The sequence below is a fragment of the Bacillus sp. FSL K6-1000 genome (genome assembly GCF_038630785.1).
In the GTDB taxonomy this organism is placed as follows: Bacteria; Bacillota; Bacilli; order Bacillales; family Bacillaceae; genus Bacillus; species Bacillus safensis.
The window spans coordinates 380,653-405,435 of the sequence record NZ_CP152042.1; the positions used below are offsets into that span (position 1 = coordinate 380,653).

Sequence of the window (24,783 nt, forward strand, 5' to 3'; positions counted from 1 at the left end):
TATGAGCAAGCAGAAAATTCAAAAGGTATATCCTTTAACACCAATGCAAGAGGGCATGCTGTATCATGCCATGCTAGACCCTGATTCCTCCTCTTATTTCACACAGCTTGAGCTTGGAATAAGCGGAGATTTTGATCTCGATCTTTTTGAAAAGAGCCTCAATGAACTCGTACGGACATATGACATTCTGCGTACAGCCTTTGTCTATCAGCAATTACAAAAGCCTCGTCAGGTTGTACTGGCTGAACGTCATTTAGATGTGTATAGAGAAGATCTATCTCATCTGAATGATCAAGAGCAGAAAAAGGTATTGGATCAATATAAAAAGCAAGTGAGAAAGCAAGGATTTCACTTAACGAATGATCTGTTGTTGAAAGTCGCTGTTTTTCAATTAAATGAAACAAACTGGCACCTGATTTGGAGCAACCATCACATCATCATGGATGGTTGGTCCATGGGTGTTTTGATGAAAAAACTGTTTCATTACTATGAATCTTATCGGAACGACCGAACCCCGGATCGCTCACAAGGTAAGCCTTATGCGGACTATATCCAGTGGCTTGGAAAGCAAAACAAACAAGAAGCGGAAGACTATTGGAAGGAGCGGCTGGATGGCGCTGTTCAGCACCAAGGGCTGCTGCAGCAAAAAGAGGCGAACGGACAATATGACCATCAGGAATGGACGTTTACATGGGATGCACAAACGGTACAAGCCATTCAAGATGCGGCAAGACAATGCCAAGTGACAGCACCGAACCTTTTTCAGGCTGTCTGGTCCGTTCTTTTAAGCACCTATCATGCAGCAGATGATGTCACATTCGGAACAGTCGTATCGGGCAGACCTCCAAGTGTGTCTGGAATTGAGCGAATGGCAGGGCTGTTTATCAATACGATACCTGTTCGGGTGACATTGGATCAGGAACAGACCTTCAAACAGCTGTTTCAAAAGGTTCAGCAGCATGCACTGGAAGCGGAAAACTATGATTTTATGCCGCTTTATGACATTCAGCAGAAAACAGCTGCTGGAGGAAAGCTCTTTGATCATTTGGTTGGGTTTGAAAACTATCCTTTAGATCAGGAGCTGTCTGGTGACACCATGTCTGCACGTCTCGGTTTTGCCATTGATGTAAAGGACGGATTTGAACAAACGAATTTCGATCTGAATCTTCTTGTCTATCCGGGTGAAACGTGGACATTGAAAATCAAATACAATGCGGTGGCGTTTGAAGAAAAAGTCATTGAAAATATATCGAAACATCTGACCAATCTCATAAAGCAAATCATTCAAAATCCTGACATGTATCTTCATGAAGTGACATGTATCACAGAAGAAGAAAAGCAGCAGATTGCAGCGTGGAATCAGACGGAGAGAGATTATCCGAAGCACCTGTCCATTCCCGAGCTGCTCAATGAACGTATCAAAGCGCAGCCAAACCACCTGGCATTAGTCGAAGGCGAACGAACATTCACATACGAAGAGCTTGGACAAGAAATCCGTCGTTTAGCCAGCATCCTTGTAGAAAACGGCGTTCAGCCGGGGGATGCTGTCGCGGTGTATATGAACCGATCAGCAGATGCGGTGATCGCCATTTTAGCCATTTTACACGCAGGGGCTGCCTATGTGCCGATTGATCCAGCTCAGCCTGAGGAGAGAATCCGTTGGATGCTTGAAGACAGTGGCGTAGCCATTTTGCTTTATGCTGACAGCCAGCCGCCGGTTGATGAAAGCATCAAAGCAATTCATGTGACCGGCATGACTCATCACTCACAAGCGGAGTTTTCAGTCGTCGAGACGTCTCCATCTCAATTGGCATATATCATGTTCACATCGGGATCAACTGGACGGCCCAAAGGAGTGCAAATTGAGCATCAGCATATTGTGAGGTTAGCATGCTCTCAGGAGAAATTGGGCTTGAACACGTCGGATCGTATGGCGCATACAGGAGCTGTCAGCTTTGATGCGATTACCCTTGAAATCTTCACTACGCTTCTGAATGGGGCGACGCTTTATCCTGTTGACCGTGATACTTTATTGGATATACACCGATTCGAACAATTTATCCAAACACATCAAATCACGGCGCTCTTTTTAACGACTGGTTTATTTAATCAGCTCGCTCAGCAGCGGCCGCAAATGTTCAAAGGGTTAAAAACATTATTCACCGGCGGTGATGTGATCAATGAGAAAAGTGCGGAGCTTGTGAAAAAGCATCATCCATCACTTACCTTGCTGAATGTCTATGGTCCAACAGAAAATACAACCATCTCGACCATTTACGAAGTAAGAGGAGATGAAACGGGTCCGATCCCAATTGGTCAGCCGATCAATCATACGTCAGCTTATATTTTAGATGACTATCAGAGACTTCAGCCAATTGGAGCGCCAGGAGAGCTGTATGTAGGCGGGGACGGTGTTTCAAGAGGGTACATCAAACGTCCAGATTTGACTGATCAAGTATTCATGGCAGATCCTTTTAAGCCGTCAGGACGGATGTATCGAACAGGTGACTTGGCTAGATATGGTGCGGATGGTCAGATCGAATTCCTTGGCCGTGCAGATGATCAGGTGAAAATTCGAGGCTTCCGTATTGAGCTTGGAGAAATTGAAACGGTGCTTCGCCAAGAAACGGGTATCGATGATGCGGTTGTACTTGTTCAGCAGCTTTCTTCAGAAGAAAAGGAAATCATCGCCTACTTCACAGGGAGACTCGCAGAAGAAGAGGTGCGAGATGTATTCAATCAAAAGCTGCCAGCTTATATGGTGCCGCACTATGTGATGAAGCTGGATACCTTTGCACTGACAACGAACGGGAAGGTAGATCGAAAAGCTTTACCAAAGCCGGACGAAGTGCATCGCGAAGAGATCAAAATCATGCCGCCTGAGACCGAGACAGAAAAGGTACTCGCTGACATTTGGGAGGAGCTTCTTGGAAAAACGATTGGGATAGACGAGCATTTCTTCATGGCTGGCGGGCACTCGCTCAAGGCGATGATGATGTCTGCGAAGGTTCAAGAAGCGCTTCAAAAGGAAGTGCCGATTCAAATGATTTTTGAGAAGCCGACGATTCGCTCATTAGCGGCTTACATCGATCAGGAAGGTCAAGAAGATGCTGGACATCCTATTTTACCAGCAGAGCAGGCGGGCGAATATCCGGTATCACCAGCTCAGCGCCGTTTATACATTTTGCAGACACTTGAACCTGACAGCACGAATTATCATATTCCAATCGTCTTAACGCTTGAAGGAACACTCGAATATGAGCGTCTCAAATCAGCATTTAATCAGTTAATCCAAACGCATGAAATCTTAAGAACGAGTTTTCATATGAATGGGGAAGACATTGTCCAAAGGGTGCATGAATGGTCAGCATTTGACCTTCCTGTTCATGACATCAAGGAAGAAGAGGCTGAGGCATTTCTTGCTGAACGTCAATCGCCATTTGATTTAACAGCGGCACCCCTTTTACGAGCTCAGCTGCTAAAGGTCAGTGAGAATCGTCATCTTCTCGTTTTGGAAGCACATCATCTCATTACAGATGGCAGCTCCATGAAGACGTTCATTCAAGATTTGGCGAAGGCTTATGATGGAGAAGCTCTTGCTGAAAGAGCCATTCATTATAAAGATTACGCTGTCTGGCAGCTAAGTGAAGAAGAAACGGAGAAACTGAAGGAGCATGAAGCATATTGGCTGAAGCAATTTGAAGGAGATTTACCGGTTTTAGAGCTGCCAACTGATTATCCGCGTCCAGCAGAACGTGATTTTTCTGGAGAACGATTCATGTTTGGCTGTGATCAAGCAACGACTCAGCGCATTTATGAACTGCTTCAGAAAACCGATACGACCATGTATATGTTCTTGTTATCCGCCTTTCAAGTGCTGCTTGCCTCCTATAGCGGTCAGGAAGATATCATTGTGGGTTCGCCTGTTGCGGGACGGACACACCCTGATATCCAGGACATGCCGGGGATGTTTATTAACACCATTGCATTGCGCGGAAAACCAGAACAAACCAAAACATTTTTGCAGCTGCTTGAAGAAATAAAAGAAACAAGTGTTGACGCTTTTGCACATCAAAGTTATCCACTCGAAGAGTTAATTGCACATCTTCCGTTAGACCGTGATACAACTCGGAGCCCGCTTTTTAGCGTGTCATTTAACATGCAGAACATGGAGGTTCCAGCGTTAAAGCTCGGCGATCTGAACATTTCGCCTTATGCCATTCAGCATCACTCGGTCAAATTTGATTTATCTTTAGAAGCATTTGAACGCGAGGGAGCATTAAAACTGAGCTTTGACTATGCAGCGGCGTTATTTAAAGAAGAGACCGTCCGCCGGTTCGGAACTCACCTCCTAGCGATTATTCGTGAGGCGGTTCGTCATCCAGAGGAACAGATCGGCTTGCTCTGTATACTGGATCAGCATGAACAAATAGAGCGTCTGGAGAAAAAAGCCGAAGGGCCAACGAATCGTCATGAGCCATTCCATGTCCAATTTTCACGTCAGGCTAAGGAAACACCGGATGCTATTGCCGTCATGGATGATCAAAGAAAACTCACCTACCGTGAGCTGGAAGACATGTCACATGCACTTAGCTGTGAACTTAAGAAACGAGGCGTAGAGAAAGAAAAAACTGTGGCACTGATTCTTGACCGCTCTGTCTATGTGATCGTCTCCATGCTTGGTGTGATGAAAGCAGGAGGAGCGTTTGTCCCGATTGATCCAGCTTTTCCGGCTGAACGAATCCGCTACACATTAGAGGATTCAGGTGCACAAGTCATCGTAACAAATGAGTCTCTTGCTGATTCCTATCAAAATCGCAAGTCGATTCAAGTGGTGCAGGTTGAACAAGCAGTGCAACAAAGCTATTCACTAGAACTGCCAGAAGTATCGGTCGATCAGCTCGCTTATGTGATTTACACATCTGGGACAACAGGGAAGCCGAAGGGAGTACAGCTCACGCATCGTAATCTATCACACTATGTCAACTGGCTGACAAATGAGGTGACATTGCAAGAATGTGATCGGACAGCACTGCTTTCTTCTTATGCATATGATCTTGGTTACACAAGCATTTTCCCTGTTTTAAAAGCAGGGGGGACACTTTATGTTCCTCGTGAAGAGGTGTATACAGACCCTGTACGTCTGATGCGTTTGATTGATGAACAAGAGCTGACTTATATCAAAATGACACCATCCTTATTTCATATGATGGCAGATTCTAAAGAACATTCATTTAACGCTTTACGCCTAGTGGTACTTGGAGGAGAACCGATCATTCCTGAGGATGTTGAAACATTTATGAAGCAGCATCCATGCGTGGCAGTAATGAACCATTACGGTCCGACTGAGACAACCATTGGTACAGTGACCAAGCTGATCACACCGCAAGAGCTGGACGCTCTGAAGGAACGATCTTTGATCGGACAGCCAATTGCTCACACAAGAGCACTCGTATGCAATCAGCAGCAGCGTCTTGTCCCTTATGGCGCGCCGGGAGAGCTTTATATATCTGGGGAAGGCGTGTCGAGAGGATATTTGAATCAGCCTGAGTTAACAGCGGAACGTTTTCTTGAAAATCCATATGACCCTCAAGAGCGAATGTATCGAACAGGGGATTTGGTCAGACAGCATGCAAATGGAGATATTGAGTTTCTTGGAAGAGTCGATGATCAAGTGAAAATCCGCGGCTATCGCATTGAGAAACAGGAAATTGAGCATGCCGCACGTGCTCTGGCATCTATTCAAGAAGTCTATGTGAAAGTTCTGCACCTGTCCGGTTTGCCGGAGCTTGCACTCTATTACACAGCGCCTGAACACATTGGAACACTGACGTTTAGAGAAAATCTTGCGGAGACACTGCCGGATTATATGATTCCAACGTACTTTGTGAAAGTCGATCACATTCCACTTACCCAAAACGGAAAGGTGGATGCGAAGTCTTTGCCGCTCCCGCATGAAGTGCATATGAATCGTACGGCGCATGTGGCACCAGAAACGGAACTTGAGCGGACGCTGTGTGACATTTGGTCAGAAGTCCTAGGGGTGGAACAAATGGGTGTTCTTGACCACTTCTTTGAGTTGGGAGGTCATTCCCTCAAGGGGATGGTGCTCATTTCGAAGGTGCAAGCAAAGCTGAACAAGCATGTGCCGCTCAAAGTTCTTTTTGAAAAACCAACCATACGAGCGATGGCTGCCTACTTGGACGAAACGGATTCTTCGGTGGTTACATCCATTCAGCCGGCGGAAAAGCAAGATTTCTATCCCGTCTCTTCTGCTCAAAAGCGGATGTATGTACTGCAGCAGCTGCATCCAGAAGCAGTCACTTATCATATGCCAGCCGTTTTAATGATGGAAGGCAGCCTTGATGTGAAGCAGCTAGAAGCAGCGCTTCAAGCCTTGATCGACAGACATGAATCGTTGCGGACAGCGTTTGTAGAAATTGACGGCGTACCCGTTCAAAAAGTCTATCGCCAAGTGCCGTTTACATTAGAGGTTGATGAAATCGAGGGCGATCAGGAGCAGTCTGTCATCGAGTCATTCATTACACCATTCTCACTACATCAAGCACCATTAATGAGAGCAAAAGTGGCGAAGCTTTCTGATGAGAAATATGTATTCATGATGGATATGCACCATATCATTGCAGACGGTGTCACACGTAGCCTGCTTATTCAAGAACTGGCAGAGCTGTATGAGAAAAAGACGTTACCGCCAGTTCAGCTGCATTACAAGGATTTTGCGGTATGGCAGCAGGAAGAAAATCAGCAGGCGCTCCTTGAGAAGCAGCGGCAGTATTGGCTGGAGCAATATGCACAGCCGCCAGAAGACTTAGCGCTGCCCCTTGATTTTCCGCGTCCTCAAGTTCAGTCATTTGAAGGAGGGCGAGTCGATAGATGGTTGTCTGCTGAAAAGGTGCAATCTATCAAAACGCTCATGGCGGAAAAAGGTGTGAGCTTGAACATGGTGATGCAAACAGCATTTGCCATTTTCCTTTCGAAATTAACTGGGCAGACAGATATCGTCATAGGCGCTGTAACCGCAGGACGTACGCATGCTTCAATCGAACGAGTTCCAGGCATGTTTGTCAATACGCTTGCTCTTCGAAACGAAGTGCAGCCAGAAGACACGACAGCACAGCTGCTTGAAAAAATGAAAGATCGCAGCCTATCAGCCTATGAACATCAAGAATTTCCGTTTGAGGAATTGGTGGCTCAGTTAGATCTTTCGAAAGACACGAGCCGCAATCCATTGTTTAGTGTCATGCTGACTACAGATGACCGTGACCTGACGTTACCGGATTTGAATGGACTCAAGCTGTCACAAAAGCAGCAAGATACCGTTCATGCAAAATTTGATATAACGCTTGGTGTATTTGAAGAAAATGATCAAGTGGGCTTGCGCTTTGAGTATGCAGCGGCTCTGTTTAAAAAGAGCACCATTCAGCGCTGGAGCCGATATATTGAAAAAATCATAGACGATATGGTGACTAAGCTGAATCAGCCGATTTCAGCGCTATCTCTCATAACTGAAGAGGAAAAACGAGAGCTGATCAATGAATGGTCAGGACCTGTCCTAGACGTCCCGTCAGATCAAACCGTTCATGCCCTGATTGAGGCGAAGGCACAAGGAGCACCGCATCAAAAAGCGGCGACCTTCTGCGGAACGAGCTGGACGTATAAAGAGCTGAACAGCCGGGCGAATGTAGTCGCTTCAAGGCTCATCGCAAGCGGCACAAAACCAGGAGACCGCGTCGGCATTCTCACCCGCCCATCTCTTGACATGACAGCTGCTGTCCTTGGCGTTCTCAAGTCAGGTGCGGCATTTGTTCCGATTGATGCAGATTATCCAGCGCAGCGTATTGCATACATGCTGGAAGACTGCGGGGCAGAGGTACTTCTGATGCAGAAAGGACTTACTGCACCACCTTCATTCACAGGTCATATCCTGTTCATAGAAGATGCGGTAGAGGGAGAAGCTCACGAGATTCAGGTTCAGATCAAACCAACGGATCTTGCCTACATGATTTACACGTCTGGGACGACGGGACAGCCGAAGGGTGTCATGGTCGAGCACCAGTCTCTTGTGAATCTTGCATTCTGGCACAATGATGCGTTCCAAGTGACGCACGAGGATCGAACTGCGAAATATGCAGGCTTTGGCTTTGACGCCTCCATTTGGGAGATGTTCCCGACGTGGATCGCTGGCGCAGAGCTGCATATCATCGACGAAGCAATTCGCCTCGATATGATCAAGCTCAATGCGTATTTCAATGAAGAAGGCATCACCATTGCCTTCCTGCCAACACAGCTTTGTGAGCAGTTTATGTCAATGGACAACCATTCTCTACGTTACTTACTAACAGGCGGAGACAAGCTGAAACAGGTGAAGCCAGTTCCATATCAACTCGTCAATAACTACGGTCCAACTGAAAATACGGTCGTAGCGACAAGCGGAATGATCGATCCAGAACAAGGCACGCTTCCGATTGGAACAGCCATTGCCAATACTCGTTTTTACATTATGGGTTCGTTATATGACCTGTCGCCGCCAGGCGTACCGGGTGAGCTCGTGATTGCAGGAAAAGGACTGGCAAGAGGCTATTGGAATCTTCCAGAGGAAACAGCCAAACGATTTGTCCCAGATCCATTCTATCCAGGCGAGCGCATGTACCGCACAGGCGATTTAGTGAAATGGACAGAGGGTGGCGAGCTGATTTACCTCGGCAGAATAGACCATCAGGTCAATATCCGCGGCTTCCGTATTGAGCTGTCAGAAATTGAAGCCCAGCTTCTGACGCTGGATTCGGTGAAAGAAGCCGTCGTGACAACGGTCAAAGATGCGAGTGATCAGGACGCCCTTGCCGCTTACGTGATCACAGAGAACGATACTGATGCAGAAGACTTAAAAGAAAGCCTAAAACGAACGTTGCCTGAATACATGGTGCCATCATGGATCATCAAGCTAGACCAATTTCCAATGACGGCAAATGGAAAAGTTGATCTGAAAGCATTGCCAGCTCCTGATATCGAAGCGAACCAAACGATATACGAAGCACCAAGAGACGAAGTTGAAACACTGCTTTGCGGCATTTGGGAAGATGTCCTTGGCGTCAGCCAAGTCGGTATTCACGATCACTTCTTCTTCCTTGGCGGAGATTCGATTAAAGGTATCCAAATGGCAAGCAGACTCACGCAAGCAGGCTGGAAGCTCGATATGAAACTTCTATTCCAGTACCCGACGATTGCGGAGCTGCGCCCATATATCGAGGAAGCCGATCTTCTCACAGCCGACCAATCATCTGTCGAAGGAGAAGTCATTTTAACACCGATTCAGCACTGGTTCTTTGAACGAGCATTCAGCGATCAGCACCATTGGAATCTCTCGATGATGCTTCATGCGCCAAATGGATTTGACCTTTCCATTACAGAACAAGTCATGCAAAAACTACTTTCACATCATGATGCACTGCGTATGGTATACAAGCAGGAACATAGCGGCATCCTGCAATACAACCAGCGGGAGCTACCGGAACCGATAGCGATTATTTCTCATGATGTCTCAAAAGAGCACGATGTGAAAAAGGCAATTTCCACATTTGCCAATGAGTATCAGCGTCAGCTGAACCTCGAAACAGGTCCATTGATGAAAGTGATTTGTTTCCATGCGGAAGATGGCGATCATTTACTCATCGTGACACACCATTTAGTTATTGACGGTGTCTCATGCCGAATTTTACTAGAGGACTTTATGTCTCTATATCAGCAGGCATCTCAGGGACAAGCCCTTGTCCTGCCGCTGAAAACTCATTCCTTTAAAGAATGGGCAGAGGCCATTGAACGTTATGCACAGTCACAGCCATTAAAAAGTCAGCGGGAGTATTGGGCAGAAATTGAAAGCAAACCATTAACCGCATTACCTGTTGATCATGAAGTGACGAAAAGAAGAGTTGCCGAAACCAAATCGGTTCAAATGCAGCTGACAGAAACAGAAACTGAGCATCTTTTGACCGATATTCATCTGCCGTACACAACGGAAATGAACGATATTCTTTTATGTGCTCTTGGTCTTGCTGTCCAAGAGTGGACAGGTGAGTCCCATGTACATGTGCAGCTTGAAGGTCATGGAAGAGAGGATATTTTATCAGGGCTGGATGTCTCTCGCACAATTGGCTGGTTTACGAGTATGTATCCAGTTGTTCTTGAAGCGAAGCCAGATCAGACCATAGCTGAAGCTATTAAAGAAACGAAAGAAATGCTGCGCCGTGTGCCAAATAAAGGGATTGGCTATGGGATTTTAAAATACATGACAGCCACTGAACCGTCAGGACACCACGTACATCCTGAAATCAGCTTGAACTATCTTGGACAGATTGATCAGGAAGTGACGACAGAACTCTTTGGGCCGTCCATCCATGATATGGGACGACAGGCAAGCCCTGATTCGGAAGCTGTTTATAAGCTGAACCTTAGTGGTCTTGTTCAACACAATCGATTCATTTTGTCTTGCTCCTATTGTGCAAGTGAATATGAAGAACAGACGATACAGCAGTTCATGGCATTGTTGAAGGAAAAAATCCAATCCATCATCACCCATTGCTTAGCGCAGCACGAACGGGAATTTACGCCAAGTGACTTCTCTGCGGCTGACCTTGAAATGGATGAAATGGACGACATTTTTGACATGCTTGAGGAGAAATTGACTTAACAACACACGAGATCAGTCATAAAAATAGGAAGGGAGGATGAAATAGATGAGTCAATTTAAAAGGGATCAAGTTCAAGACATGTATTATCTGTCACCGATGCAAGAAGGAATGCTGTTTCATACCCTCCATCATCAAGAAAAGGGCTTCTATGTAGAGCAAATGGATATGAACGTTAAGGGCACACTGCATCATAACTTACTTGAGAAAAGCATGAATATCATCGTGGAGCGGTACGATATTTTTCGTACCGTGTTTCTCCACGAAAAAGTAAAGCGCCCTGTCCAAGTTGTGCTAAAGGAGCGTCCTTTTACACTTGATGTTGTGGACTTGCAAGATCTTTCTGAAGACGAACAGCTTGAACGTATCGAGAAATTCAAACAAAGGGATCAGCTGAGAGGATTTGACCTCTCGAAGGATTCTCTCATGCGGGCATCTGTTTTCCAAACGGGTTCTGCCAGCTATCGCTGGATATGGAGCTATCATCATATCCTTCTGGATGGCTGGTGCTTTGGACTTGTGGTGCAGGAGTTGTTTGCGATTTACCATGCACTTTTACATGACGTTCCTTATAAGCTAGAACCGGTCAAACCATATAAAGAATATATAAAGTGGCTGGAAAAACAAGATAAACAAGCATCACTTCAATATTGGCAGCAATCATTAGCAGGGTTTGATGGACAATCAACCTTTAAAGAACAGCGAAAACAAACGAATGAACATGAATTAGGCGAAATTGAATGGTCCATGAGCAAAGAAGAAACGGCTGCTTTGTCAGAGTTAGCGCTGCAGCAAAATGCGACGTTAAGCAGTGCGCTTCAATCCGTTTGGTCGGTTCTGCTGAGCAGGTATCAGCGGTCAAATGATGTGCTGTTTGGAACAGTTGTGTCAGGACGCCCGGCAGACTTGGCTGGCGTTGACAGGATGGTTGGATTGTTCATCAATGTCATACCAAGAAGAATTCAGCTGACAGAGCACATGACATTTCGTGCACTCCTGTCAGAAACACAGCAGCAGTCTCTGGCAGCCGAGCCGCACCAATATATTCCCATTTATGATATTCAGGCAAAGACAGGTCAGCAGCAGCTCATTGATCATATTGTCGTGTTTGAAAATGTCCCAGCCGCAAAGAAGGACGAGCAAGAGGCACGGTTAGGGTTCACGGTGGAGAACATGAATGTCTATGAAAAATCAAACTATGATCTCAATCTGCTCGCATCGCCTGGAGAAGAATTGCTATTGAAGCTGGCCTTTAACAAAAGAGCGTTTGATCCTCAATTTGTTCACAAGTTAAAGGAACAGCTCAGTCTATTGATAAATGAGGCGGTCAAGCATCCCGATCAATCGGTTCATACACTCCCGCTCGTCACGAAGCAGGAAAAACAGCAGATTCTTGAGGAATGGAATGCACCTGAGCTTGAGCATGACCAATTATATTTATCGAAATGGTTTGAGCATAATGTGGGCAAACAGCCAAATGCAGTGGCACTATCAGCAGAAGAGCAAACGATGACATATGCCGAGCTGAATGAACAGGCCAATCGATTGGCAAGGCATTTGCAAAAAAATGGGGCTGAACATCGAACGGTCATCGCCATTTTAGCCGATCGAACACCTGAACTCATTGTCAGTCTGCTTGCTGTTTTAAAAGCAGGCGCAGCCTATGTGCCAATTGATCCTGATTATCCAGAAAGCCGCATTCAATACATGCTTAAAGACAGCGGAGCGACGCATCTCCTGACTCACTCATCCTTTATTGGTCAGGCGAAGGGACTCGGGTTTACTGGTACGTATCTGTTTGCAGATGATCAGGAAATTTCACTTATGAGCTCAGAGAATCTGCCGCTAGAAGCAGGTTTACACGATACGGCATATATCATGTATACATCAGGTACAACGGGTCAGCCAAAAGGCATCATGACAACCCATTCCAATATTGCCCGGGTGGTCAAAAATACGAACTACTTAACCATTTCAGAAACAGACACACTGCTGTCGCTATCCAACAGCGTATTTGATGGCTTTACCTTTGATGTATATGGTGCGCTTTTAAATGGGGCAAAGCTTGTCCTGCCGAAAAAAGACACCATTTTAGATATGCATGAGCTGACGGAGCTCATTAAAAGAGAAAGCATTTCTGTCATGTTTGTTCCAACTGCTTTATTTAATCTTCTCGTTGATGAAGAAACCGATTGGATGCACAGTGTGCGCAAGGTGTTATTCGGAGGGGAGCGTGCATCTGTACAGCATGTGAGAAAAGCCTTTGATGTCATGGGAAAAGGCAGACTAATCAATGTCTACGGCCCAACCGAATCAACCGTTTTTGCCACCTATTATCCTGTAGATGAAGCTCCGCCGATAGAAGCGCATTCTATTCCAATCGGAAAGCCGATTAACCAAACGGGTGCTTATATATTGAGCCAGCAAGGACAGCTTCAGCCGATTGGAATGGTCGGAGAACTTTGTCTCAGCGGCAAAGGGCTTGCGAAGGGGTATTTGAATCGTCCTGATCTGACAAAAGAAGCCTTTATCACACATCCATTTGCTGCGGGACAAAGGCTGTATCGTACGGGAGATTTGGCTTATTTTCGAGCAGACGGTCTGATTGAGTATGCAGGCAGAGTGGACGATCAGGTGAAAATTCGCGGCCACCGAATTGAGCTGACAGAAATTGAAGCCCACCTTCTCATGCATCCAGGCGTAAAGCAAGCTGCCCTTATAACGGATCAGCATGGCTCGCAGCATACAAGACTGCTCGCCTATATGACATGTGAGGAGAAGTGGAAGGACAAAGTTGATGTGATCAAGTCAGGGCTGAAGGAGAAACTTCCGGCTTACATGCAGCCTCATGAGCTGATCAGACTTGAGAAAATGCCGCTGACACCAAATGGAAAAGTTGATAAACGTCAGCTGCCAAAGCCAGAAGCGCCTCAAGGAAACCGCCATGTGAAGCTTCCGGCAAATGAGGTAGAACAAAAGCTGCTTGTCATGTGGCGTGAAGTGCTTGAACGAGATGATATCAGTACAGATGACCATTTCTTTGAGCTTGGAGGACATTCTTTAAAAGCGATGTCGCTTTTATCAAAGGTGTCGAAGGAATTCGATGTTCAGGTGCCTATTCACTTGTTGTTTGAGACACCTACAATTGAAGCCATCAGCCGTTATATTCAACAGCAGGATCATGAAGCTGCCGGCTATCTTGTATTCAATGAATCTCAAACGCCAACAGTCTTTGCTCTTCCGCCATTACCGGGCTATGGCTTTATCTATCAGGAAGCCGCCAAAACGCTCGATAGCGTTCGTTTGATCGCCTTTGATTTTATTGAAGCTGATCACCGCATGACGCAATACGTTCAGCATATTCAGCATCTTCAGCCTGAAGGGCCTCTGACTTTGATGGGTTACTCTGGCGGGTGCTATCTGGCCTTTGATCTCGTTCAATCGCTTGAACAAGCAGGACGGACGGTGGATAAGGTCATCATGATCGATTCCTATAAGAAAATTGGAGAAAGTGATTTAGAAGGACGATCCATCGAGGACGATATCCAAGCGATTGTTCATCAATCAAAGCAAAGTGAACTTGCCCAAGAAGAGCTCGTTCAAGAAGCGCTTGCTCAAAAAACGCGGGCCTATTATGAAACATTTGTTAAGGGGGTGAATCAAGGAAAGATACAAGCAGATATTGATTTCATCCAATCAAAAGAGCAAATTGAGATTCCAGACTGGATGGATCATTGGGAAAAGGCGACGACCGGTGCTTATCGCTATTATCAAGGCTACGGTCAACACGCTGACATGTTCAAAAACAAAGAATGTGCAGCCCAAAATGCCCAGCTGATCCAAAAGATCGTGAATCAAAAAAATAGAGAAGCCGTTTTGTAAACTTTAGTTCAGGCAGGGGTGCATATTGGCAGCCCTGCCTGACAAAAAAGGAAAGGAACTCATATGAAACCATCAATTATAAATAAATCAAATGTACATGAATCAATGGATACGATTTTACAAGATGTACAGAGAACGATTTTACAAACCAACGAAATCGAACGCTTCGCTGTTTTTTCTCGTGAAAAAACCATTCGACCGCGGCCATATCACCTCTCTCATTTATTTCTCGACAATCACATGGAGCAGGAGGCCGCAGCTGAATCGATACAGACGCAAACGGCTTCCCCTGCTTTAGCGGACATGCCGCCCGCCCTTTCCTATGGAGGGGATCTAGATGTTAAGGCAGGAGCCCAAACCTTGCAGGACGCCTTAACAGAGGCGGCAAAAACGAAAAATGGTCTGACTTATATCGTCAATAGTGAAAATGAACTCACACAATCCTACGCGCAGTTAAAGGAGGACGCCGAGCGGGTTCTGACAGGTTTGAGGGCTTTAGGACTTGAACCGGGTGATCCTGTATTCTTTCAGTTTTCATCCAATCATGCGATGGTAACAGCCTTTTGGGCGTGTGTGTTGGGAGGATTTGTTCCAACACTAGTGTCCGCTGCACCGACCTATCGGGAAATGAATGCCTCTGTGAAGAAGCTTCATCATGCGTGGAACCTGCTGGAGCATCCGCTCATTTTAACAGATGACTCGCTGGTTGATGAGGTGCAAGGCTTAGCTTTATTGTGGCATACAGACAAGTTACGTGTCGCAGCCGTTGAGCCGATGCTTTCTTTAGAAAGAGATATAGAAGCTTATCCAGCGTCACCGGATGATTCAGTCTTTTTTATCTTAACGTCTGGAAGCACAGGGATGCCCAAATGCGTAGAACATTCTCATCGAAGCGTACTGGCGAATGTCAAAGGAACAGTGGCAGCCAACGGGTTTACACAAAAGGATGTGTCGTTAGACTGGATGCCCTTAGATCATATTGGCGGTATTGTGATGTTTCACCTTGTCAATGTGTACACGGGCTGTGAGCAGGTTCGGGCAAGAACAGATGATTTTATCGCTCAGCCGCTGCGCTGGCTTGACTGGATGGACCGCTACCGTGCAACGAAGACATGGGCGCCTAACTTCGCATTTGCGATGATCAATGATTATGAGAAAGACATCTCGTCAGGATCTTGGGATCTTTCTGCTATGACCTGTATGATCAATGGGGCAGAAGCGGTCGTACCGAAGACGATTCACCGATTTTTACACTTGCTGGCTCCGCACGGCTTAAAGGGAGACGTCATTAGACCGGCATTCGGCATGTCTGAAATCTCTTCAGCCGTTGTCTTCTCTTTTGCGATAGAGCGGGGAGATGAAAGCAGCGGGGTTCTAACCTTTGAGGAAACATCACTCACAGAGCAGCTAAGACCAGCGGAGGCACGGGAGACAGGAACCGTCAGCTTTACAGAGCTGGGAAGACCAATTCCGGGTATTACGATTCGTATCGTTAACCATCAGCATGAGCTTCTTCCCGAAGATCATATTGGCAGTGTGCAAATTAAAGGGCCGACGACAATGAAGGGCTATTACAAGAATGACGAAGCGAATCAAGAAGTTTTTCAAACAGACGGCTGGTTCCACACGGGGGATTTAGGTTTCCTGCACGAAGGAAGGCTGACATTAACCGGTAGAGAAAAAGACATGATCATCATCAACGGGAAAAATTATCACAACTATGAAATTGAAGTCATTACAGAGGAAGTACCCGGCGTCGAAACGAGCTTTGTCGCCGCTTGTTCCGCTCGGATGGAAGCATCTGCATCCGACGAGCTGATTCTCTTTTTTACACCGAAGCTGTATGAACCTTCTTATATCATGAGGGCAAGTCAAAATATCAAACCCCATATTGCAACAAAAATGGGGCTATCTGCATCGCGCGTGATCCCTGTCCAGAAGCATGCCTTTCCGAAAACAAGCTCTGGAAAAATAGAGAGGGCACAGCTCAAGAAGCGATGGCAGGAAGGCGAATTCGATGAAATCATCAAGGAGCTGGACATCAGACTTGAAAATGAACACACCTTGCCTGATTGGAGTTTACAAAAGAAGTGGATACCTGCTCCGCTCCATGAAGCTCAAAAACAAACATTAGGGAACACGGTGATCTTTGCAGATACATTAGGACTGGCAGATCAATTGAGATCCCTTTCAAGCAATGAACAAACCTTTATTACGGTTGAACCGGGTCAAGCATTCACACAACTCACACATACACACTTCATCATCCACCCGAATCGGCCGTCTGACTACGAACAACTCTTTGAGACGCTCCGTTCGTATGGCGTTTCGGTGAAACAAATCATTCACCTTTGGAACTACACAACTCAAGAAGACACACTTCATGCAGCGATGGCGAAAGAAGCGCAGAAAACTGGCAGCATGAGTGCATTATATGTAACAAAAGCAATCGCTGCCTATGAGGAGCCGGTAGAGATCACCTTTGTCTCTGCTCATGCGATGAATTTGCCGGAAGATCAAACACATGATGTGGAGAAAGCAACGACAGCAGGATTGATGACAGCTGTTCAGCATGAATGGCCGTTTATCAAGGTGCGGTGTCTTGATTTTTCTCTGGCAGAACCGGATGCTGGCCGTTCTCATGCATCATCGATCATGACAGAACTTACACATGACACAAGCCATCATATCGCCGCTTATCGCGAAGGTGTTCGTTATACTCCTCTTTTAACGCCGCTTCATCTGGAAAAAGAACAAAGGAGGAAGAAGCCGCCGTTTGAATCATCCGGGCTTTACGTGATAACAGGCGGGCTTGGCGGTATTGGGCGGTTGCTGAGTGAGCACCTGCTGACATCCTATCAAGCGCATCTTGTGCTGGTTGGAAGAAAGGCGAGAGAGGCTTTATCTGTGGAGCAGCAAGATGTATTAATTTCACTTGAGAAACTAGCGGAAAAGCGCGGCGGCACAGTTCTTTATGAAAAGGTGGACATCGCTGACGCAAAAGCCATTGAAGCCTTGATCTCAAAACAGGAGGCAGCTTTAGGCAAAAGGCTGCATGGCGTTATTCATTTCGCTGGCATCATTCAAGAAGAGCTGCTTCGTGACATGACGTCTGTGTCATTACATGCGATGTACGAAGCGAAGGTATATGGCACGATTGCGCTACATGAAGCAGCTTCTAAACGGCAGAATGTCTTATTCCTTTCTAGCTCGTCAGCTCGAACGTTAAAGGGCGGGATGACCGTTGGCGCTTATTGCGCGGCCAATGAGTTCGTTGAACAATTTGCTCATTATCAGAGGCTCACCTCTACAGTAAAGCCGTATTGCTTTAGCTTTAGCATGTGGGATGAGACGGGAATGAGTGAAGGCACAATGATCAAAGGCATGCTAAAAGAAAGAGGCTACCTCCCGATTCCAAAGCGGGCGGGCATTCAAACAATGCTTGCATGCTTGATGACAGATGCTCCTCTCATTTATATCGGGTTGGATCGGTCGAAGCAGGATATTCAAGAAATGATACAGGGGGATATTCAAACAGAACAGGCCGTATATGTCTTTTTCAAGACTGATCAAACAACGGCTATTGAAGAAAGGCTGTATCAGTCCATTTATACGTGTATACAGTCTCGTCTATCTGGGGAATGTTCCGTACATCTCTATCCTGAAGAATACTGGAAAGAAACAGAGGATGGGATGCCGGACGAAGTGCATTTCAATGAATTAATAGAGGAAAGTGGACAGGGTTCAGAGGACAGAGCACCTCAAACTGAGACGGAAAAACTCTTGGCACACATTTGGTCCGAACTGCTTGATGTTTCAAACATCAGCTGTGGTGATCACTTCTTTTTACTCGGAGGTCATTCGCTCAAGGCAACGCAAATGCTGTCAGCTGTTAGGCAGAAAACGGGATTTGACGTGCCGCTCGCCGTTCTTTTTGAGCATACGAGACTTGGAGAGTTAGCGGACTGGATTGATTTAAATGCCGAAGCCGATGAAGCAATTCCGATACGGAAAATAGAAAAGGGGCAGGAGCTTCCGATGTCCTATGCTCAGCAAAGACAGTGGTTTCTCTATCAATTACAGCCCGATCTGCCATTATACAATAATACGATTTCCTTTCGGATGAATGGACCTTTAGATGTAAAGGTGCTTCAGCACAGCCTGCAGCAAATGGTGCAAAGGCATGAATCGCTCAGAACATCCTTTGCGATGAACGGCGATGAACCGGTACAGATCATACATGAGCATATGACTCTTCCAGCGCTTGAGGTGGTAGATGTATCAGAACTGGTATCACAGGAAGAAAAAGAACAAAAGGCGGCTGAATGGGCGAAAAGAGAAGCTGGCACACCTTTCCGCTTAGAGCAAGATGCGCTTTTTCGCGCGAAATTAATTCGGCTGTCAGAAACAGATCATTTGTTGCTGATGTCCATTCACCACATCGTGTCAGACGGCTGGTCGATTGGCATTGCCGCAAGGGAGCTATCCGAATGGTATACAGCGATGATCGAGGGGAGGGAGCCTGATCTCTCACCACTGCCAATTCAATATGCAGATTACGCACTATGGCAGAAGGAGTATTTGACGGGAGAAACACTTCAGAAGCAGCTTTCCTATTGGAAGGAGCAATTTGCGGTACCTGTGGAAGAGTTGATGCTGCCGTATGACTACACGCGTCCGGCCGTTCAATCCTATAGGGGAAAAACGAAAAAATACCGCTTGTCGAAGCCGTTATCAGAACAGCTGGCGGTTCTTTCTAAGAAAACAGATAGCACCCTTTATATGACATTACTTTCGGCTTTCTCTACCTTGCTGCATCGATTGTCTTCACAGGATGAGTTTGTCATTGGATCCGTCATTGCCGGGAGAAATCGGACGGAGATGGAGGAGCTCATCGGATTTTTCGTGAATACGCTGGCACTTCGGATCGATCATAGCGGGAATCCGGCTTTCACAGAGCTATTAGAGCGAGTGAAGGAAACAACAATGGGTGCCTATGCACATCAAGATGTGCCGTTTGAGATGGTCGTAGATGAACTGAATATTGTACGTGAGGCTGGGAAGCAGCCGCTGTTTCAGGTCATGTTCGTTCTGCAAAACCTGCCTCTTGAAGCATCACCGATGGGTGAGGCGACATCCATTTTAGCCATTGAAGATAACGATACGGCCAAGTTTGATCTATCCCTGTTTGTTTTTGAAGGGGCGGAAGGTCTTCAATTAAAACTAGAGTATGATGCAGACTTATTTTCTGACGACACGATGGAACGGTTCCTTCGTTACTACGAACAGCTGCTTGCGTGTATTTGTGAAAATCCAGCACAGCCGATCAGACAAATGAATTATCTGCCAGAGAAAGAGAAGCAGAAGCTGCTCTATGAATGGAGCGGCAAAACAGAACAACCAGCAGGCCCGCTTCTCATCACAGAACGGTTTGAAGCACAGGTGAAAAAGACACCTCATGCGATCGCCCTCGAATCTGGGGAAGACCAGTGGACGTATCAGGAGTTACAAGAGAAAGTCAATCGGCTTGCCGCTTATCTGCAGCAGCGAGGAGTGAAGCCGCATGAACCAGTAGGGCTGCTGATCGACAGGTCGCCTGAAATGATTTTTGGGGTGCTGGCGATTGTGAAAGCAGGCGGGGCCTATGTCCCAATTGATCCTGAATATCCAGATGCACGAATTGATTATATGCTGAGGGATACAGGTATTCAGCTGTTACTAACAAAAAATGAATGGCTGAAACAAGTCTCGATCAGTCAAACCGAGCTCATTTGTCTTGATCAGGGATATGAAGAGTTTTTATCGGAGGGAGAACTCCAACCTGCTGCCCTCAAACCTGATGGACTCGCTTATATCAATTACACATCAGGATCAACCGGTCAGCCAAAAGGGGTTTTGATTCCGCATCAAGCGGTCATCCGGCTTGTATGTGAAACAGATTATGTCACCCTTGATGAACATACGCGTATTTTACAAATCGCTAGCTTTTCCTTTGATGCCTTTACGTATGAAATATGGGGAGCCCTGCTCAACGGAGGAAGGCTGATACTGACCGATCGAAATACGATTTTATCAATGGATACGCTGGCTGACACGCTGACATCTTACAAGATCACAACAGGATTTCTGACAGTGCCGCTGTTTAACCGATTAACAGAGGAACATCCAGAAGCTTTATCTGGATTCAATGCCTTATTGGTCGGTGGTGATGCTTTGTCAGCTGCTCATATCCGTAAAGCGCTGCCGTATTTACCTGAAGGCCTTTTAAACGGCTATGGACCAACTGAGAATACGACGTTCTCCTGTGTGCATCACATTCGGGCAGTGGATGAGGGGCAGGTGGCGGTTCCTATCGGTCAGCCAATTGCGTATTCACAAGCTTATGTACTAGACGACCAGCTGCAGCCGGTTCCGCAAGGTGTCATTGGAGAGATTTACGTAGGCGGTACAGGGCTTGCACTCGGTTACCTTGGAGATGAAGAAAAAACATCACAATCATTTATCCCGCATCCTTTCCAAGAAGGAGCGCGTTTATATAAAACTGGCGATATGGGCCGCTGGCTGCCAAACGGCATCATCGACTGCCTAGGAAGAATCGATCATCAGGTGAAAATTCGCGGACACCGCGTCGAATGCGGGGAAATTGAAGCCGCTATGCTGCGCTTTGAAGACATCATAGAATGTGCAGTCATTCCGCACCAGCATGAGAGTGGCCACAAGCGATTGATCGGTTATTTTGTCCAAAAGGGCAGCGTGACCACGCAAGACATTCGCCATCAATTAAAAGAAATACTGCCAGATTATATGGTGCCAAGCCTATTAATAGAGCTGGAGGAACTCCCGCTCACGGCAAATGGCAAGGTAGACCAAAAACGTCTCCCGCCGCCAGAGTGGAGACAGGAAGAAGTGGACAAACCGGCTGACAAGGCACTCAGTGAGGAAGAACGTGTACTGGAAAAAGTGTGGACTCAGCTGCTCGGCGCTCCTTCGATTGGCGTACATGATAACTACTTTGAGCTTGGCGGAGATTCGATTATTGTCATACAAATGGTGGCGCGCTTAGCACAGGAAGGCTACGTCATTCAGCCGAGAGATGTATTTGAAAAACAGACGATTTCACAACTGGCACTTGCTATGAAAAAGTCAGATGCTGCTGCGTTCTATGATCAGTCGCCTGTCACAGGAGCAGTTCGTCTACTTCCGATCCAATCATGGTTCTTTGAGCAATCATTGATAAACCAAGATTACTGGAATTTATCTGCGCATATGGAATTCAAGCAATCCATACAGCTCAAGCAGCTGACACAGGTTCTCTCAAAAATTGTCGATCATCACGATATGCTGAGAGCGATTTATACAAAAGCAGCAGATGGCTCGTGGATTCAAACCACTCGTGCGCCCGGCATCACCCCTTGTGTCACCTTCTTTGATCTGACGAGTGTTTCTCAGGAGGAAGCGCTGGAACAAATCCGCATGGAGACCGCCGCTTGTCAAGGAATGTTGTCATTAGAGCGAGGGGAAGTCATCAAAGCCGTTCTTTTTCACACAAGTGATGGTATGTCTGAACTCTTTATCGCTGCCCATCATCTTGTGATGGATGGAATCTCATGGCGCATCATACAGGAAGACCTATTAAATGGACTGAAGCAGCTTGCGGCAGGGCAGGAAATCGCGCTTGCAAAGAAAACTGCGTCCTATCAGCAGTGGGCAGAGGCTCTTTATGAATATGCACAAACCGATCAATTACAAGAGCAGGTTCCTTTTTGGCAAAATATCATCAGTCAAGAGGAAGAGGGTTCTCCTTTTCAAACACCTGCGCTTTTCAATATAGAAGAACATGCAGAGATCCTGTCTATTCAATTAACGAAGGATCAAACAGATATTTTACTAAGACAGGCATCTCAAGCGTATCGAACAGAGGTAAACGATTTACTTTTATCAGGACTCACGCAAGCCGTTGGAAAGCCGCTGCTTATTACGTTAGAAGGGCACGGACGCGAGGATTTATTTGAACAGATGGATTTGTCACGAACAGTCGGATGGTTTACAAGCTCTTATCCTATTTTTATTCCTTTTATTCAAACCGATGTTGAGAGACAAATCAAAGATGTCAAAGAAACCTTAAGAGCTGTGCCGCAAAAGGGAATAGGCTATGGCTTACTTCAATACATGACAGCATCTCGTTTACTCAAAAAGGCAGCGCCGCAGATGAGCTTTAATTACCTTGGACAGTTAGATCAAATAGACGGTGAGACACACCTTTATATAGCTGATGAACGAAATGGACATGTACATGATCCAAAAGCAGAAAGACAGCATTTGATCGATGTGTACGGATATGTTGTGAACGGTCAGCTTCAGATGAATTTTATGATCAATCGTGAACTGCTTCAGTATGAAGAGGTGCGCCTGTTACCTGAACGATTCAAAGAAAAAATGGAGGATATTCTGACGCATTGTGTAGAAACAAAAGGCGGTTTTACGCCATCTGATTTTCCAATGGTTCAGCTGACGCAAAAGCAAATCGATGATCTCCCAGACAATGTAGTGGATGTGTATCCACTATCTCCAATGCAGCAAGGGATGCTGTTTCATGCTTTATTAGATCAAGCGTCACAGGCGTATTTTGGTCAAGTGCATATGACGCTCGAAGGCTTAACGGACGGTGCAGCCTATGAAAAAGCCTGGAATCTGCTTGTGGAACGTCATTCGATTTTGCGGACAACATTTGCTTGGGAAGGGCTAAAGGAGCCTGTTCAGTTGATTCAATCAGAAGGAAGCATTCACCTCACTCAGCACGATGTGCGCCACCTGAGTGAAACGGATCAGAAGGAAGCCATCGAGCAATATTTGCAAACAGATCGTTTAAAGGATTTCAAACTAGAAGATACGGATGAACCGCTGATTCGTATTGCTTTATTCCATCGTGATGAAAACACATGCACGTTTGTTTTTAGCTTTCATCATATTTTAATCGATGGTTGGAGCTTGTTCAGCTTTATTGAAGAATCCTTTTCTTTGTACCGCTCTCTTGTGGATGAACGGGAGGTGGATCTTCCTGCTGTCCGTCCATATAAAGATTTTATCGAGTGGCTGCAAAAGCAGGATCAAGAGAAGGCGCTAGCGTTCTGGAAACATTATATGTCAGGAGTAGAGGAGGCCACGCCACTTCCAGGAGACGATGGGCATGCTTTAGATGAAGATGCAGGTGTTGATCAGCTAAGTATCAAACTAACGCCCGAGATGCAGGAGAAACTCGAAAAGATGACAGGCAAGCAGAAGGTGACAATGAGCACCCTGATTCAGACAGCATGGGGGCTGCTTTTGCATCTTCATTCAGGATCTGATGATGTCGTGTTCGGAGTGACAGTATCAGGACGGCCGGCGGATTTACCACAGGTTGAAAGCATGACAGGGCTCTTTATTAACACATTGCCGCTCCGTTTGCCGATCACGCCAGAGTGGACCATTTCCAAGCTGCTGGCACATACGCAGGACACAGTTTTTCAGATGCGGGAATTCGAATATACCGTACTGCCAGATATTCAGCAGCTGACCCACATCCCGAATGGAGATTCATTGTTTAACAGCATTGTCGTGTTTGAAAACTATCCGATTGAATCTATCGAGCCATACGGAGTGCGTATTGTAGACATTGCGAGTCATGAAGAAACGAACTATGACCTGACCCTTGTGGCAGTTCCGGGAGATACGCTGGAGCTTCGGGTCACATATCGCCTCAATCAATATACAGAAAAGCAAATACAATCGTTGATGCAGCAGCTGATCCACACACTTGAAGCGATGACAGAACAAATGGAGACACCCCTTTCTTCCTTCACAATCGTGACGAATGAAGAAAAAGAGCGGATAATCACCGATTGGGCGAAAAACGCACAAGTCAGTGTGCTGTACCCAGATCAAGAAGAGGTCTATTCAGGTGTGCATGATCCTTCCTGTGAGACGGAAATATATGTCCTGAGCGAAGAGCATCAGCTCATGCCGATAGGATTCCCTGGAGATATTTTTATCGGCGCAAAGGATATCAAAGCACTTTGCGGGGAGCTTGCCGATTGGATGGAGACGCATAAAATTCCGCATCCATTCAAACATCAAACTGGCGAATACCTCTATCCGACAGGGGATGTCGGCGTTTGGACTGAAAAAAATAAGATTCAGATTTTGGATTGGATGTAGG

At 46.1% G+C, this 24,783-nt stretch carries 3 protein-coding genes; all 3 read left to right on the top strand.

Translation table 11 applies throughout. The annotated features are described in order from the left end of the window. The first annotated feature begins 1 nt into the window (after position 1). Positions 2–10,705: an amino acid adenylation domain-containing protein gene (locus MHI46_RS01985; protein WP_342503068.1), complete on the top strand. Its 10,704-nt coding sequence runs from the start codon at positions 2–4 to the stop codon at positions 10,703–10,705. Between the two features lie 46 nt (positions 10,706–10,751). Continuing rightward, positions 10,752–14,585, top strand: coding sequence for an amino acid adenylation domain-containing protein (locus MHI46_RS01990; RefSeq protein WP_342503069.1), 3,834 nt, complete (start codon positions 10,752–10,754; stop codon positions 14,583–14,585). Between the two features lie 63 nt (positions 14,586–14,648). Further along, the gene (locus MHI46_RS01995) at positions 14,649–24,782 is read left to right on the top strand and encodes an amino acid adenylation domain-containing protein (RefSeq protein WP_342503070.1); all 10,134 of its coding nucleotides are present in this window, start codon (positions 14,649–14,651) and stop codon (positions 24,780–24,782) included. Position 24,783 lies beyond the last annotated feature (1 nt).